The sequence below is a fragment of the Natrinema sp. H-ect1 genome (assembly GCF_041821105.1).
Classification (GTDB): domain Archaea; phylum Halobacteriota; class Halobacteria; order Halobacteriales; family Natrialbaceae; genus Natrinema; species Natrinema thermotolerans.
In genome coordinates this window covers 146,806-162,003 of the sequence record NZ_JBGUBA010000004.1, presented here as the reverse complement: position 1 = coordinate 162,003, position 15,198 = coordinate 146,806, and the positions used below count along the sequence as shown (strand labels likewise).

At 63.3% G+C, this 15,198-nt stretch carries 13 protein-coding genes; 9 read left to right on the top strand and 4 right to left on the bottom strand.

The window, feature by feature from the left end; genetic code table 11:
• Positions 1–692: 692 nt before the first annotated feature.
• The 4 genes from ACERIM_RS11965 (at position 693) to ACERIM_RS11950 (ending at position 2,966) form a co-directional block, all read left to right on the top strand.
• Positions 693–1,577 (top strand): hypothetical protein, encoded by an 885-nt coding sequence (locus tag ACERIM_RS11965; protein WP_373632796.1) that lies wholly within the window; start codon positions 693–695, stop codon positions 1,575–1,577.
• Between the two features lie 66 nt (positions 1,578–1,643).
• Positions 1,644–1,865, top strand: coding sequence for a hypothetical protein (locus tag ACERIM_RS11960; protein WP_373632794.1), 222 nt, complete (start codon positions 1,644–1,646; stop codon positions 1,863–1,865).
• A gap of 511 nt (positions 1,866–2,376) precedes the next feature.
• Positions 2,377–2,604: an amphi-Trp domain-containing protein gene (locus tag ACERIM_RS11955; protein ID WP_373632864.1), complete on the top strand. Its 228-nt coding sequence runs from the start codon at positions 2,377–2,379 to the stop codon at positions 2,602–2,604.
• Between the two features lie 158 nt (positions 2,605–2,762).
• Positions 2,763–2,966, top strand: coding sequence for a hypothetical protein (locus tag ACERIM_RS11950; protein WP_006650800.1), 204 nt, complete (start codon positions 2,763–2,765; stop codon positions 2,964–2,966).
• 11 nt (positions 2,967–2,977) lie between these two features.
• Here ACERIM_RS11950 and ACERIM_RS11945 read toward each other — a convergent pair whose 3' ends face one another.
• Entirely contained in the window at positions 2,978–3,838 is an 861-nt protein-coding gene (locus ACERIM_RS11945; protein ID WP_373632793.1) for a UbiA family prenyltransferase, read from the bottom strand.
• A gap of 95 nt (positions 3,839–3,933) precedes the next feature.
• Here ACERIM_RS11945 and ACERIM_RS11940 point away from each other — a divergent pair, with 95 nt between their 5' ends.
• Together ACERIM_RS11940 and ACERIM_RS11935 are read left to right on the top strand one after the other, a co-directional pair.
• Positions 3,934–5,622, top strand: a complete 1,689-nt coding sequence (locus ACERIM_RS11940; RefSeq protein WP_373632791.1) for a thiamine pyrophosphate-binding protein — start codon at positions 3,934–3,936, stop codon at positions 5,620–5,622.
• A 98-nt stretch (positions 5,623–5,720) separates the two neighbouring features.
• The gene (locus ACERIM_RS11935) at positions 5,721–7,505 is read left to right on the top strand and encodes a histidine kinase N-terminal 7TM domain-containing protein (RefSeq protein WP_373632789.1); all 1,785 of its coding nucleotides are present in this window, start codon (positions 5,721–5,723) and stop codon (positions 7,503–7,505) included.
• A gap of 14 nt (positions 7,506–7,519) precedes the next feature.
• On the opposite strand, the gene ACERIM_RS11930 is transcribed toward ACERIM_RS11935, so the two are convergent.
• From ACERIM_RS11930 to ACERIM_RS11920, 3 genes are all read right to left on the bottom strand, one after another.
• On the bottom strand, positions 7,520–9,067 hold the full coding sequence (locus tag ACERIM_RS11930; protein ID WP_373632787.1) for a TrkH family potassium uptake protein: 1,548 nt from the start codon (positions 9,065–9,067) through the stop codon (positions 7,520–7,522).
• A gap of 123 nt (positions 9,068–9,190) precedes the next feature.
• Entirely contained in the window at positions 9,191–10,021 is an 831-nt protein-coding gene (locus ACERIM_RS11925) for a hypothetical protein (protein WP_373632786.1), read from the bottom strand.
• Positions 10,022–10,148: 127 nt separating this feature from the next.
• Positions 10,149–11,570 carry an FAD-binding oxidoreductase gene (locus ACERIM_RS11920; protein WP_373632785.1) on the bottom strand — a complete coding sequence of 474 codons (1,422 nt, stop codon included), beginning with the start codon at positions 11,568–11,570 and terminating at the stop codon, positions 10,149–10,151.
• Positions 11,571–11,741: 171 nt separating this feature from the next.
• Here ACERIM_RS11920 and ACERIM_RS11915 point away from each other — a divergent pair, with 171 nt between their 5' ends.
• The 3 genes from ACERIM_RS11915 to ACERIM_RS11905 all read left to right on the top strand — a co-directional run bounded on the left by ACERIM_RS11915 (position 11,742) and on the right by ACERIM_RS11905 (position 15,174).
• Positions 11,742–13,469 (top strand): alkaline phosphatase, encoded by a 1,728-nt coding sequence (locus tag ACERIM_RS11915; RefSeq protein ID WP_373632783.1) that lies wholly within the window; start codon positions 11,742–11,744, stop codon positions 13,467–13,469.
• Positions 13,470–13,649: 180 nt separating this feature from the next.
• A complete protein-coding gene (locus tag ACERIM_RS11910; RefSeq protein ID WP_373632782.1) occupies positions 13,650–14,657 on the top strand; it encodes a TIGR04024 family LLM class F420-dependent oxidoreductase in 1,008 nt (335 codons plus the stop codon).
• Between the two features lie 127 nt (positions 14,658–14,784).
• Positions 14,785–15,174 (top strand): hypothetical protein, encoded by a 390-nt coding sequence (locus ACERIM_RS11905; protein WP_373632780.1) that lies wholly within the window; start codon positions 14,785–14,787, stop codon positions 15,172–15,174.
• Positions 15,175–15,198 lie beyond the last annotated feature (24 nt).

Sequence of the window (15,198 nt, the reverse complement as noted above, 5' to 3'; positions counted from 1 at the left end):
TTCGAAGAACTCCACGTCGATGTAACGGGTTCTTCTGCTGTGGAATTTTTGGATAGTGTTCGGACGCGCACACTAGCCTGTCTGATCAGTCTGGCGTACACTGTTCATGCTTGAGCGGCCTCGTTAGCAGAGCATCGAGATTCCTGTAAGTGGTTCGGCAGCGTTCGACGCCGAACCACGATTCAGCACTGGTACCAAACCTACGCTGATTATCACGAGCAAGACTTCACAGAAGAATCAGACCGTGTTGCAGTCGATGAGAAACAGATTCAACTCGGGAACGAAGAGAAAACGTGGCTCTACACTGCGATTGATGTTGATTCGAAAGTCGTGCATGGAACACGACTTTCGAAACATAAGGGCTGCGATCCGCTGAACGGTTCTTAGAGGAGTTGAAAAGAAACACCGCATCGCAGACGCGGTGTTTCTCGTTGATGGTATGGGCTACCTGACTGCCTTTGCTCGAACTAATCTCGGCGGCGATCTCAACTACACTGACCGCAACGTCGTTGAAAAACTCTTTCAGACCTACACGATGCTAATCGAATGATTCCACGAAACATGGAACGTCAGTCAGGTTAGCGCTGAGCGCTGGCTGAAGAAATTAATAATTTAATATTTATAAATTAATATCAATAATAACAGAGGGTTCAAGTACAAGCACAAATGTTATTCTAATGTAGTGTTCCAACATGCAAGATAAGGACTGTAATGACGTATTAGGCGATGAAGCTAAAAGGAACAGCTTCAAAAAATACGGCCGACGTAATGTCTTGAAAACGACTGCTGGGCTAGGAATGCTGACTTTAGCACCCAGTTCAGTCACTGCTGATAACGGTAGTTCAGTTAAAGAGGCAGGCGTCTCTCACGAATTCAATCAGCTGATTGATGATTGTAAAGTTGACAAAGCCCTAAAGCTACTTGATGAAAATAATGTGAATTATACAAAAGTAACCGAGTCAATTTCAGCTAATACAGAAGGCGTATCTACGCAGGACTTCTATGATAAAGGCTCTAGTAGTGTGACATTCTACACTAATGAATGGGATAAGAGCAAGAATGAATACGCTATTGGATTAGGTTGGACGGTTGAAGGGTACAGTAACGGTGCTTCTGGTCCAGCTCCGGTTGATGTTCCCGTCCTCGCATTCGAGGACGATATTTTTGGGTATGTTGACGATAGTGCGAGAGGAACTGGTAACGTTGAGGACCATGATGGGGGTTCAGAAGTAGATGGGAAACTTTCTATAAAGAGTGAACCAGGAAATCCACATGAGGATGCTCCCGGAAATTCGTTGATTGCTGAATTTACGGATGATGTGCGTGATCCTAATCTTGACTTCTATCCGGTTGGCCAAGGTGTTATCCAGATGGTAATCCGTAAACAGAATACTTCATCCAAAGGCATAGTTTCTGGTCTCTACACCCACACGTGGAGTTCTATGAATGTTGGTAAACTCCCGGTTTTGGATAATCTGAGTATTACTATTCCAGGCACCGGTATTTCAGTATCGGTTCCGTCTGGTGTCGATAAGTGGGAATTGCCAAATAGTACTGATCGAGATCAAGAAATCTAATTAAAGTGTGCAAATTATAAATCACTAATATATATTTACATCCACTCCAAATATGTACTACATATTATGAAGTACCTGAAAGAGTCGCTCCTGTTTACTATTGGAATACTACTGATGGCGGTAGTGATCCAATCTACATTATCAACATTAATTAAACAAGCATCTCCAAATACAATTATTGTAGGTGGTGGAAACGTAGATGCTGTCTTCGCAGCATTTCTTTTCTGTGTTGGCTGTTTTCTTGCCGCACATGCACTATTCCTGGGATTGAATTCTAAAGATAATTAGTGTAGGTGAATATGGCCGCAGGCCATTACTAATAGCGCCACCAAGTCCAGAAGTAATAGTTATTGGCTATTTCTGTGGAAATTCATATTCATAGATTATTATTTCAGATGGTATCGCATAATCTAGTCATTGTATTTCTCCACCGTTCCGAAACATCAACTCTCTAATATTATATCCATCTGTGATTACGGGTTTCGGTACGATTGCTAGAGACGGCGCATAGCACGGTGGATAATCAATAAGGGATCTCGGTTTGCTCACCCGGCAGCAACGACACGAGCATCAAGTTGAATCTCATTGTAGCCGTAGTCGACTTGTTTCGGTCGAAAATCCCTGTCTTGGTGAAATTGACGCATGACTTTATTGAAGAGATAACAACAATTTACAATTCTGTGTAATGCTAACATGGAAGTCGTTCTGTCTTTCACAGAACTAGCTTTGCTGTGTCGTAACACTGGTAAGCCAAGCACTAGGTAGACATTTTATAACTCTATGTGTGTTTAATAATTATATAGTGGACAAGGCCCTTGCCGCCGACGAGATCGAGGGGAGCGGCCAGGCGATGGTCCGAACGGGGAACAAAACGGTCGATCTCACGCCCCCGGAGTCGATCGCCTACGAGGTCGGCGTCCACGAGCGGTCCTCGATCCTGCGGGGCCAGCGCGAGACGGTCACCGTCAAACTCGACTGGAAGCCGCCGAAGACCACGGAGGGTACCGAAGCGGCCGACGCGGAGTAGCGCGCCGACGGACCCGGTTTTTCGGCCGCGCGATATCGACGACGGCACGGACTATCGCGATCGTTGTCGGGTAGGGGCGTGCTTTTCTCCGACGGCGACATACTCCCCACATGACCCCACGGCACACGGGCGTTTCCGAGTCCCGACGCGACCGAGCGATGGCGGCACGGTTGGCCACCCTCGAGGAGCGACTCGAGGCGGCCGAACGCCAGCAGCGCCTGCTTCGGACCACGGTCGCTGGGCTGGCCCGCGAGGTCGGCCGCTCGCTGGGCTGTCAGTGCAGTCGCTGTGACGAGAGCTATACGCTGGTCAGGGACGGCTGCATGTACTGTCCTCGCTGTGGCTTCCGGGAGTCGCTGTAGGGCGCTCGGTCTCAGACCAGTCGGCCAAGCGGATCGAACCGGACGGCGGCGACGAGGACCGCCAAGAAGACGTACGAGCCCCGAACGAGCAGCATGGTCGCGAGTTCCGGATCGGCCCGGCGCGCGACAGCGGCGACCGCAGCGAAGGCCAGGACCGCCAGCAGCGCGGTCAGCGGGAAGATCCGCAGGACGGCGAACGCGGTGACGGCGATCAGCGCCGTGGTCATCAGTCCGTAGGCGACGGCATAGGCGCGGTCGGGACCGACGGCGACCGCGACCGTTCGCTTCCGGATCGAGCGGTCGTACGCGTAGTCCTGTGCGTCGTCGATCACCTTGACGCCCGACAACAGGATCAGGAAGACGACGGCGAAGCCGAGCGAGACGGCGGTGATCGTCCCGGCCTGGACGTAGAACCCGCCGAGGATCGAGAGGGCGATGCCGAGTGGATAGCCGGTCGTCGCCGTCACGGGGTTCGTGTCGAGTTGGGGTGCGTGGTGGTAGGCGATCAGCCACGTCGGAACCACGACCGCCAGCACGAGGACGTCGACCAGCGCCGCGAGCAGGAGACAACAGCCCGCGAACACCGCCGTCGACGCCGCGAGGCCGATCCGACAGCCCCGTTCGGTCAGCGGGTGGTCGTCGTCCTCCCCGCGGACGTGGAAGTCGACGTAGCCGTCTTTGACGTGGGCCGTGTAGACCGCCGCGAACATCGCGACGACGTGGACCGCTGCGAGAACCGGGTCGACGCTCCCCGCGAGGATCGCGCCGAACAGCGACGCGGCGATCGGCGGCGTCATGAAGACGGGATGGACCTGCGACCAGTACGCTCGAGCGACCGCGCCCGAACCCGTCCCGTCTCTCGCGAGAGCCATACCCGGACGACAACGAACTGACGGATAATACCTCGGGCGGGCACCGCGGTTCCGAAACACACAATTTGATGTGGTGTGCCGTACCACGAGCGAGCATGACGGACGAGTATACTGGTGCGGATCTCTTCACTGACGCTCTCGAGACCTACGGCGTCGACTACGTCTTCGGCAATCCGGGGACGACCGAACTCCCGATCATGGACGCGATCGGCGACAGCGACCTCGAGTATCGGCTCGGCCTCCACGAGGACATCGCGGTGGGGATGGCCGGCGGCTACGCACAGCGCCGCCGGTATCACGCCCACCACGACGACTCGATCACGCCGGTCGGCGTCGCGAACCTCCACATCGCGCCGGGGCTTGCCCACGGGCTCGGCAACCTCTACGCGGCCAAGATCACCGGCGCGCCGCTGGTCGTGACCGCGGGCAACCACAGTACCGACTTCCGCCACGAGGAGCCGATCCTCTCGGGCCGGTTGGCCGACATGGCACGCGAGTTCTGCAAGTGGTCGGACGAAGTGCTGGACGTCGAGGCGCTGCCGACGATGCTGCGGCGCGCGTTCCGCGTCGCGATGACCCCGCCGACCGGCCCGGTCTTTCTCGGCCTCCCGCTGGACGTGATGCTGGCCGAAACCGACGCCGAGCCGGAACGGCTGGGCCCGATTCCCAACGCCGGCGGCGGCGACCCCGGCCAACTCGAGCGCGCGGCGGAACTGTTAGCCGAGGCCGACGATCCGGTGATCGTCGTCGGCGACCACGTCGCCCGGTCGGGGGCCGACGCCGTCGCCGCGGCGGTCGACCTCGCGGAGGCGACGGGGGCCCGCGTCCACGGGGAGATCCTCGCCTGCGAGGTGGACTTCCCGACCGACCACGAGCAGTGGGTCTCCTACCTGCCGACCAACGAGGAGCTGGCCGCGATGCTGATGGATACCGATACGATACTCTTCGCGGGCTGTTCGACCAACACGACGCTGACCCGCCACGAGGAGGCGCTGGTCGATCCCGACACGACCTGCATCCACCTCTCCGACGACAGCTGGCAGGTCGGGAAGAACCAGCCCGCCGACGCGGCCGTGATCGGCGATCCGGGGCTCGTCATGCAGGGCATCGCCGAGCGCGTCCAAACGAAGCTCTCCGAGGACGTCGTCGCCGACCGCCTCGAGGGAGTCGCCGAGGTCAAGGAGATGGTCGAGTCCCAGATGGCCGGCTACGGCGAGGCCGACGGGGACGATCCGCGTGCCTCGAAGGCCCAGCTGGTCGATGCGATGGAGCGGGTTGCAGGCGACGCCGCGATCGTCGACGAGGGCGTCACCTCGAAGTACGCCATGCTGACCCGGTGGGACCTCGGCCCCGAGCAGTACATCTCGAACAAGGGCGGCGGGCTCGGCTACGGGCTGCCCGCCGCGGTCGGTGCCGCGGTCGCCGAGGAACAGCACGACGATCCCCGGGACGTGGTCGGGTTCATCGGCGACGGCTCCTACCAGTACTACCCCCACTCGATCTACAGCGCTGCCCGCTACGATCTCGACCTGACCGTCGTCATCTCGGACAACCGCAACTACCGCATCCTCAAGGACAACACGCTGGCGATCATGGGCGGCGAGGAAGACGACTACGACTTCGTCGGCATGGACTTCGAGCCGAACGTCGACCTCGTCAAAAACGCCGAGAGCCACGGCGCGCGAGCCGAACTCGTCGAGACGCCCGACGGAATCGAGGGCGCGCTCGAGGCGGCGTTGAACCGCGAGGGGCCGGACGTACTGGACGTACTGGTACAGGACTGAGACGTCGATCCGCGACCGCCTCGAGGGCGGAGCGCCGGCTCTCGGATGGCCGGCCGGTAGACACTTGCGTCTCGTTACTAATTGCTACCTATTCACCGATGGGTTGGGCCGTCTCTCCGTACAGTGCCGTGTTGTTGCTCTCGCTCGTCGTCGCCGTCGGAACCGCGGCCGCGGCGTGGCGGACCCGACCCGAAGCCGGCTCGAGCGCGCTCGCCGCGCTCATGGCGACCGTCGCCGTCTGGCTCGGCGCACACGTCCTCGAGATCGAATCGGCGACGATAGCCACGAAACTGTGGTGGGCCGACCTCCAGTGGATATGTGCTGCCGTTATTCCGACACTATTCGTCGTCTTCGCGCTCCAGTATACGGGCGAGGACCGCTGGCTCACCCGGTCTCGACTGGGGCTGTTGTCGATCGAGCCACTCGCCATGATCGGCGCGTTGGCGATCAACGACCGCACGTTCGTGCTGTGGGGGCCGCCGGTCGAGGAACCGATCTCGATCGGGAGTTGGTGGGCATCGTCCGCGACGGTCGCGACCTCGGAACCGGGGCTCGGGCTGTTCGTTCACCTGGGGTACGCGACGCTCTGTCTGGCGATCACGTCGGTCCTCGTCTTCCGGCTGATCGCGCGGACCGAGCGACTCTACCGGTGGCAGGGAGTCGCCGTCTTCGTCGCGATCACGGTTCCCTGGGGGGCGGCCGTCCTCTCGGCGGCGTCGCTCGAGATCGTCGGCACGACGCCGATCGGCTTTACCGTCACCGGCCTCGCGATTACCTTCGGCCTCTATCGATACCGGCTCCTCGAGATCGCCCCCATCGCCCGCAGCGAGGTCGTGACGAACCTCGAGGACGGCGTGCTGGTCGCCGACGCCGATCGCCGTATCGTCGACAGCAATCCGGTCGCGCGGGAGATATTCGCGGACGAGCGAGACGCTCTCGTCGGGGAATCGATCGACGACGTAATTCCGATCGATGTTGACGCGGTGATCGACGGGCCCCGCGACCGAGACCGGGTGGACGCCGCGACAACGGCGGGAAACGCCGACACGATGCAGTTCTCGCTCGACGGCGGACGGACCTATTACGATCTCTCGATTTCGTCGATCGACGACGGGCGCGGGTACTCGGCCGGCTGGACGATCGTCGTCCACGACGTGACCGAGCGGGTCCATCGCGAACGCGAACTCGAACGCAAGAACCGAAGACTCGACGAGTTCGCGAGCGTGGTCAGCCACGACTTGCGGAACCCGTTGACGGTCTCGAAGGGGTATCTCGAACTGCTCGAGGAGGAGTACGACCCGGCGTACGTGCGGACCGTCGCCGAATCCCACGAGCGGATGGAACAGCTGATCGACGACGTGCTGACGCTCGCTCGGCAGGGTCAACGCGGGCTGGATCCCGAGCCGGTCGCACTCGCGGCCGTCGCACACGAGGCGTGGTCGACGGTCGATACCGCGGGGGCGACGCTGTCGGTCGTCGACGAGCGAACGATCGTCGCGGATCGAACCCAGCTCCGGCAGTTACTCGAGAACCTGTTCCGAAACGCGATCGACCACGGGGGGCGATCGGGGGCCGAAACCGACGGCCGCGACCTGACCGTCACCGTCGGGACGCTCGAGGGTGGGTTCTTCGTCGCCGACTCGGGGACGGGCTTCGAGGGCGATCCCGAGGAGATTTTCGACTCCGGCTATACGACGAGCGAGCGCGGGACGGGACTCGGGCTCTCGATCGTGGCGGACATCTGCGAGGGACACGGGTGGTCGGTGATCGCGACTGACGGGGACGGGGGCGCACGGTTCGAGATCACCGGCGTCGAGCGACACGAAACGGCGACTGACGACCGGTCCGACGGGACGTCATCCGGGGTCGGAGCGGCCGAGTAACGACTCCCGCATAGTCAGGAACGCCAATAGGCCGGCGTCAGGATCACCAGCACGGAGAGGATCTCGAGCCGGCCGATCCACATCAGGAAGGTCATGTACAGCTTCGCGGCTCCGGAAAACGGCTCGTAGCTGTTCATCGGGCCGACGACGCCGACGCCCGGCCCGACGTTGCCGAGCGTCGCGATCGTCGCGCTGATCGCCTCAAGTGCCGTCAGCTCGAGGCCGGGCGTTCGGTAGGCGTCGAGAAAGAGCAGGACCGTCGAGACCGCAAACAGCGTCAGAAAGAGGACGATGAAGACGAAGATACCGTGGATCGCCTCCTCGTCGATGACGTCGCCCGTGTCGCCCATTCGGACCGGCCGAACCGCCTGCGGGTGGACGGTCGTGAACAGTTCGCGTTCGATGGACTTCCCGACGACGTACCAGCGGATGATCTTGATCGAGCCGGCCGCCGACCCCGCCGAACCGCCCAGAAACATCGCGAACAGCAGGATGACCTGCGTCGACTCGCTCCAGGTGTTGAAGTCCATGCTGGCGTAGCCGGTCGTCGTCACGATCGCCAGCGTCTGAAAGAGCCCGTGGCGCAGCGATCGCTCGAGGCTGCCCGGGATCGCGGCGACGCCGTCGGGGACCGTCGCGAGGCCGACCCCGAGAAAGAGCGGGGCCGAGAGGAGGATACCGACAACGCCCATCGACAGGAGATAGGACCGGAACTCGGCGTTCCCGGTCAGCCGATCGGGCTTGCCGCGCCAGACGTGCCAATAGAGCGCGAAGTTCGTCCCGGCAACGATCATGAACGGCATGACCGCCCACTGGACGATCGGTTCGAAGGCTTCGACGCTGCGTCCTTCCGGCGAGAAGCCGCCGGTCGGCAGCGTCGTGAGTGCATGCGAGACGGCGTTGTAGAAGGTCATGTTCGGGGCCAGTCCCGCGAGGTGGAGCCCGTAGTAGACGACCACGGCCGCGAGCGTAAACCAGACGTAAATCAGCCAGAGCGCCCGCGCCGTCTGTCTGATCCGCGGGGTCAGCTTCTCGACCTGAATGCCGGGCGCTTCCTCCCGGATGAGTTGCGTGCCACCGACGGAGAGTTCCGAGAGGATCGCGACCATGAGGACAATGATCCCCATCCCGCCGAGCCACTGGGTGAGCTGTCGCCAGAGCATGATCGAATGCGAGTGCGTTTCGACGGAGATATCGCCCATCACCGTCGCCCCGGTCGTCGTGAACCCGGACATCGACTCGAAGAGGGCGTTGATCGGCTGCGCGATCGTCCCCGTTCCGGCGACGAGATACGGGATCGTCCCGACCAACGGGAGGACCAGCCACGTCAGCGCCACCAGCAGGAACGCCTCACGGTGTTCGAGGTCCGGCTCGGGCTCGAGGCGCTCGAGGCCCATCCCGACGGCGACCGCGACGACCAGCGCGACCAGAAACGGGAGCGGGCTCTCCCGGTAGAACAGCGCGACCGCCGTCGGCACCAAAAGCGTCAGCGAGAGGGACTTCAACACGGTACCCAGGAGGCTGCAACTCGAGCGGACATCGACGTGAATCCTGCCAATCATAGCTGGGAGCGTGACCGAACCCACCGTCGGCCGGCGAACAGTAACTACTACGGAAGAATTGTAGCAGCGCAATAAAGACTGGGCTGCACTCCACGACGGCACGGTCGGGCGGGTCGCCGAGACTCAGCCGAAGACCCGCTCGTAGTGGTGGGCCATCGCGGCGCGAGCGGTTTCGGAGAAGACGGGAACGTAGTCCATGGTGAGGTAGAACGGCGACTCGGTAACCGGCTCGGCGTACTCGTCGATCGGCCCCCGTTCGGTCGCGAACGGGTGATCGCGCGGCGTGTTCCGGCTCTCCACTGCCGAGTAGCCCGTCGCCATCGGGGTGATGCCGTGGCGAACGAACCAGCCCCGCGCGTCGGGATGGTCTTGTGCGCCGCAGCTGTGGGCCCGTCGCGACGGCGAGGGTTCGGCTTCCGTCGCCTCGACGGGGTAGTGCGGAAAGTCGGTCCAGCCGACGACCGCGTGGCCACACTCGTGGGCTGCGAAGTTCCGCAGCAGGTCTCGAGGGGTCCCGATTCCCGCGCCGAAACACGCAGCGAGTTCGGCATTGACGTAGCCGTACGCACCGGGTTCGCGGGAGCGACCGTCGCCACGGCCCGCGTACCCCCGCATCGCCCCGGCAGTCGTCGCGCCGTCGGCGACGACGACCAGCGTCACCGTTGCCGCCGTTCGACCGCCTCGCAGGGCGTCGTCGGTCTCCATGGCGTCTAACGTCTCGCCGTGTGCGGGCGCGATCTCGAAGTCGGCGACCGCATCCGTCTCGAGGGTTACCTCGGCGGTGCCCGGCGTCGCTCCGGACCAGGTCTCCGCGAACAGGTCGACACCCTCGCGGACCGCGTCGAGCGCGTCCTCGGCGGGCTCGGCGGAGGCGTGACGAACGATCTCGAGGGTCAGATCACCGTCGCTGCCGGTAGCCGCGCCGACTCCCGATACAGCGGCTGTTCCGGCCACGGTACAGGCACACGCGAGAACACGACGGCGGGTTGGCATGGAACGCTCTAGGGAACGATGCGAGTGAGATCATATCGTCCTTCCGGCCGAGGGATGGGCCTGCCACTGACGCCGGTCCCGACCGCTGTCAGCGGTCCGGTTCCCGAACCCGCTCGCCGTCGGCCGTCTCGGGGAAGACTTTGCCCGGGTTGAGCGTATCCGTTGGGTCAAACGCTTGCTTGACAGATCGCATGGCCTCGACCGCGCCCGCGCCGTGTTCCGGCTCGAGGTACGCCTGCTTGCCCTCGCCGATGCCGTGTTCGCCCGTGGCCGTCCCGCCGAGGTCGATGGCGAGTTCGACGATCGCTCGGTAGAGTTCCTCACCGCGCTCGAGTTGGGCGGGATCGCTCGGATCGGCGAGGACGCTGTAGTGGAGGTTGCCGTCGCCCGCGTGGCCGAAACAGGGGACCAGCAGGTCGTACTCGTCGGCGAGTCGCTTCGTCTCGTGAACCACCTCGGGGTAGGCGCTGATCGGCACCGTCACGTCACCCGGGTGGAGCGGCTCGAGGTCCGGATCGTAGCTCCTGACGGCGAAGGCCAGTTCCCGCCGGGCCTCCCAGAGGGCGGCCATCTCGTCGTCGTCGTCGCTCATCTCGAAGCGGGCGACATTGTGGTCCTCGAAGATCGTTCGGCAGAGGTCGATCTCCGCCTCGATCCCGTGGTTGGCGTGAAATTCGAGGAAGACCATCGGCGCGTCGGGGAGGCCGGTGTCGAGGTAGTCGTTGGCCATCCGGGCGCTCAGCCCGTCGACGAGTTCGATCTTGGCGACGTCGACCTCGGTCCGGACCGCGTCAAAGACCGCCTCGGCGGCGTCGTCCAGCGTCTCGAAGATCGCTCGTCCACCCCGGATCTGTTCGGGCCGGCCGGCCAACTCGAGGGTGGCCTCGGTGACCACCGCCAGCGTTCCCTCGCTGCCGACCAGCAAGTCGGTCAGGTTGTAGCCGCTCGAGGTCTTGATCGCCCGTGAACCCGTCCGGACGACGGTGCCGTCGGCCAACACGGCCTCGAGCCCGAGGACCCAGTCGGCGATCTCGCCATAGCGGACCGTCCCCATGCCGCTGGCGTCGGTCGCGATCATCCCGCCGATCGTCGAGATCTCGCCCGAGGAAGGCAGCGGCGGGAAGAAGAGGCCGTCGCCGGCGACGTGTTCGTCGACGTTGGAGCCGATGATTCCCGGCCCGATGTCGATCTGGAAGTCGTCGGGCCGGTAGTCGACCACCGCGTCCATCCGGGTTAGATCGAGGCTAATACCGCCGTGGGCCGGGACGGCCGCGCCCTCGAGGCCCGTCCCGGCCGCGTAGGGTGTGACGGGCACGCCGCGGTCGGTCGCCGCCGACAGCACTGCCGAGACGTCCGCGGTCCGCTCGGGCCAGACGACCGCGTCGGGCATGACCCCGCCCGACTCCTCGGTCCCCCAGTCCGTCGCGTGTGATTCGCGTCGGCCGTCCGCGAACGACAGCTGGTCGTCCCCGAGGTCGAGGTCCTCGAGGAACGAACAATCGTGTGCCATGCATGCATGTTAGACACTGACAGTATCAACGTTTCCCACTGGGTCGTACGCGGATCGCTCGAGACGACCTCGTGACTCGGGTATATATCCCTCGTATCCGACGATATAATAACAGTATCTAACATATATAAATTATAATCGCCTTTTACTGGATTCTGCCAGCACAATCGTATGCCAGAGCAAAATGGCACACGGAACCGGACGAATCGGCGCGGCTTTCTCGAGAGCATCGGCACCACCTCGGTCGCTGGCGGCCTCGCAGCGGTTCTCGCCCAGCGTGATATCGTCCAGCCCGTCGCCGCGGCGTCGGCGACGGATCCGAGCGTCTTCGCCGTCGACGAGACAGCCGATCCCGACGCGACGTTTCCGCAGTCGGTGGCCAGCGGCGGGCCGACCTCGAGCGGCGCTATTCTCTGGACGCGGATCGCCCCCAGTGCGGTCGTCTCCGAGGAGCCGATCGGTGTCCAGGTCGCGACCGACGACAGTTTCGAGGAGCCGGTCTACGAGGGAACGGTCCCCGCCGATCGACTCTCGAGTACACACGATTACACGGTCAAAGTCGATCTCGACGGCGTTCTCGAGTCGGATCGGCGCTACTACTACCGGTTCGTCTACGACGGCGTCGCGACACGGACCGGTCGCTGTCGGACGCTGCCGGCGGCCGGCGCGAGCCCCGATTCGCTGTCGTTCGCGGTCCTTACGTGTCAGGACTACCAGAACGGGTACTACGGAGCCTACCGCCATCTCGCGGCCGAAGACGTCGACTTCGTCGTCCACCTCGGCGACTTCATTTACGAGTCCGCCGACGGTGCCTACACCTCGCCGACGACGGATATCAAGGACGGGCGCGACATCGACCTCCCCAGCGGCGCCGGTCTGGCGGAGTCCTTGGCCGACTTCCGGACGCTGTATCGAACCTACAAGGGGAACGAATTCCTCCAGGAGGGCCTCGAGCAACACACCGTTATTCACGGCTGGGACGACCACGAGATCGGGAACAATCGATACTGGGACGAGGAAGCGAACGCGCCGGTGTTGCCGGATACGGACGGCGGCGAGCAGCCCGAGCGGGCGATGGAGATCACGGCCGACGGCATTCAGGCGTGGGTCGAGTACGTTCCCGCCCGCGTCGAGTTCGATCCGAACGAGTCGGCACTGCAGGACCAGCTCCGATTGTGGCGGGATCTCCAGTTCGGCGACCTCGTCGATCTGACCGTCACCGACGAACGCCTCTATCGCGACGGGCCACCCTGTGGCGACGCACGGATCACCTGTACGGATGAGGAAGCACAGGGGCGGACGATGCTCGGCCACGAACAGAAACAGTATTTCACGGAGTGGGTCAGCGAGTCCGATGCCGTCTGGTCGGTCTGGGCCAACGAGGTGCTGACGATGCCCCTGACCATCGGCGACAACTGGTCGCAGATCGAACTGCTCCACGACTCGTGGGACGGCTTCCAGCACGAACGCTGGGAACTCATGCAACACGTCGCGGACGTCGATCCACGCAACTTCGTCGTCCTGACCGGCGACCTCCACGCGTCGCTTGCCGGCCACGTGAAAGCCGGCTACGGCGAAATCGAGCCGTTCGAGACGTACGACCGAATCGGTGTCGAGCTGATGACTCCCGCCGTTACGAGCGTCAACGCCGCCGACGTCGTCGATTTCCCGAGTGACTGGGACGACGACGCGCTCGCGGAGTTGACCAAGGATCAAAACGACCACCTCGAGTACGTCGACTGGCATCAGCACGGCTACGCCGTCGTCGAGTTCACCCGCGATCACTGTACGTACACCGTGTACGGCGTCGACAAAGATGCGGACCCGCGGGATGCCGAGCGGTCGACCCTCGCCCGATATCGCACTCCGGACGGCGACCCGTCCCTCACGGAACTGTAGGCACACAGTGGGTGGATCGCCGCGAGCGGTTCGCCGGAGATGTGACGACCCTCCCATCGCCGGTGATCGGTCGCGCACGTGACTGGACGGAAACGCTACAGATTTATGTGAGTCCGTGACGCGGTGTGCGGTGATGGCAGACCGAACCACGACTCGACGGCCGACGCGGAGGGGAGCCCGATGAACGCCGAACTCGACTTGCTGGTCCGGCTCGGGGACTACGACCGCCCGCAGGGCGTCGCCGAGCGTGCCGTCCAGGCCGAGGAACTGGGTTTCGACCGGATCACGGTCGGCGAGACGACCGGCTGGAACATCGTGCCGCCGCTGACGCTGGCGGCCGACCGGACCGAGGAACTGGGCATCTCCAACGACGTCATCTCGCCGTACGGCCGGACGCCGTCGATGCTCGCCCAGACCGCGCTGACGATGCAGGCGGCCGCCGACGGCCGCTTCCGGTTCGGGATCGGCCCGAGTTCGCCCGCGATCACCGAGCGCTGGCACGGCCAGGAGTTCGACCGGCCGCTCCGGCGCACCCGGGAAGTGATCGAGATCATGCGCAACGTCTACGAGGAGGGCAACCCCGCCTACGAGGGCGACATCTTCGAGATCGCCGGGCTGGGCTACGAGCGCGGCCCGAGCGAGAACCCGCCGCCGATCGACGTCGGCACCCTCGGTCCCAAGGCCACCGAGATGGCCGGCCGCTTCGGCGACGGCTGGGCCCCCCAGATGTTCACGAAAGACGGCCTGCGCGACCGCCTCGAGGACTTAGAGCGCGGCGCGGAACTCGGCGGCAAGGCCCTCTCGGACCTGCGGGTCGCGCCGATCGTCCGCGGGATCGCCAGCGAGGACCGCGAGGCCGCCCGCGAAAAAGCCCGTGGCACGATCGCGTTCATGCTCGGCGCGTACGGTCCCTACTACGGTAACTCGGTCGCCGAGCAAGGGTACCCCGACGTCGTCGAGGCGGTCCGAGCCGCCTGGGACGACCGCGACACCGACGCGATGGCCGCTGCCCTGCCCGACGAGGTCCTCGACGAACTCGCGTTCGCGGGCACCCCCGACGAGGTCCGCGAGTGGCTCGCGGAGTACGCCGCCATCGAGGGCGTCGACGCCGTCCGTATCGGGTTCGTCGACGGGATGAGCGAGGACGACAAGCGGACGACGATGGAAGCGGTCGCCGACCTCGTCTAATCGCCGGATCGGTCCTCCATCGCGATCGCAGCCGTCTCGAGCGGGCCCTCCTACGACGTGACACGCAGTGTGGTGTTTCGATCGGACTCACAAGTTGCATATATACGTCCCGGACCCTACCGGGGATATGATCCCACTACTGCGGTCGCCCGAGCGCCTCACCGCGTTCGGTGAAGATGCCGACGCCGTCGATACGGCGATGGATCTGCTTGCCGACGGGCGACGCCGCGCGGCGCTGCAGTATCTCGCGGAGACGGGTGGCGACGCCACGCTCACGGAACTGGCGGTCGAGATCACCGCTCAGGAGGCCGGCGTGGAGCCGAACGCGATCTCGGACCACGGCGACGTTTCCTCGCGGGAGCGCCGCGCCGTCCGAATCTCGCTGCATCACACCCACGTCCCGAAGCTGACGACCGCCGAGGTCGTGGACTACGACACCGAGACCGAGACGATCACGCTTACCGACCACGGACGAACCCTGCTCGAGCGGGCGGACGCGGTTCAGGTGTCCGCCTGACCGGCCGACTGCGCTGTTTTCACC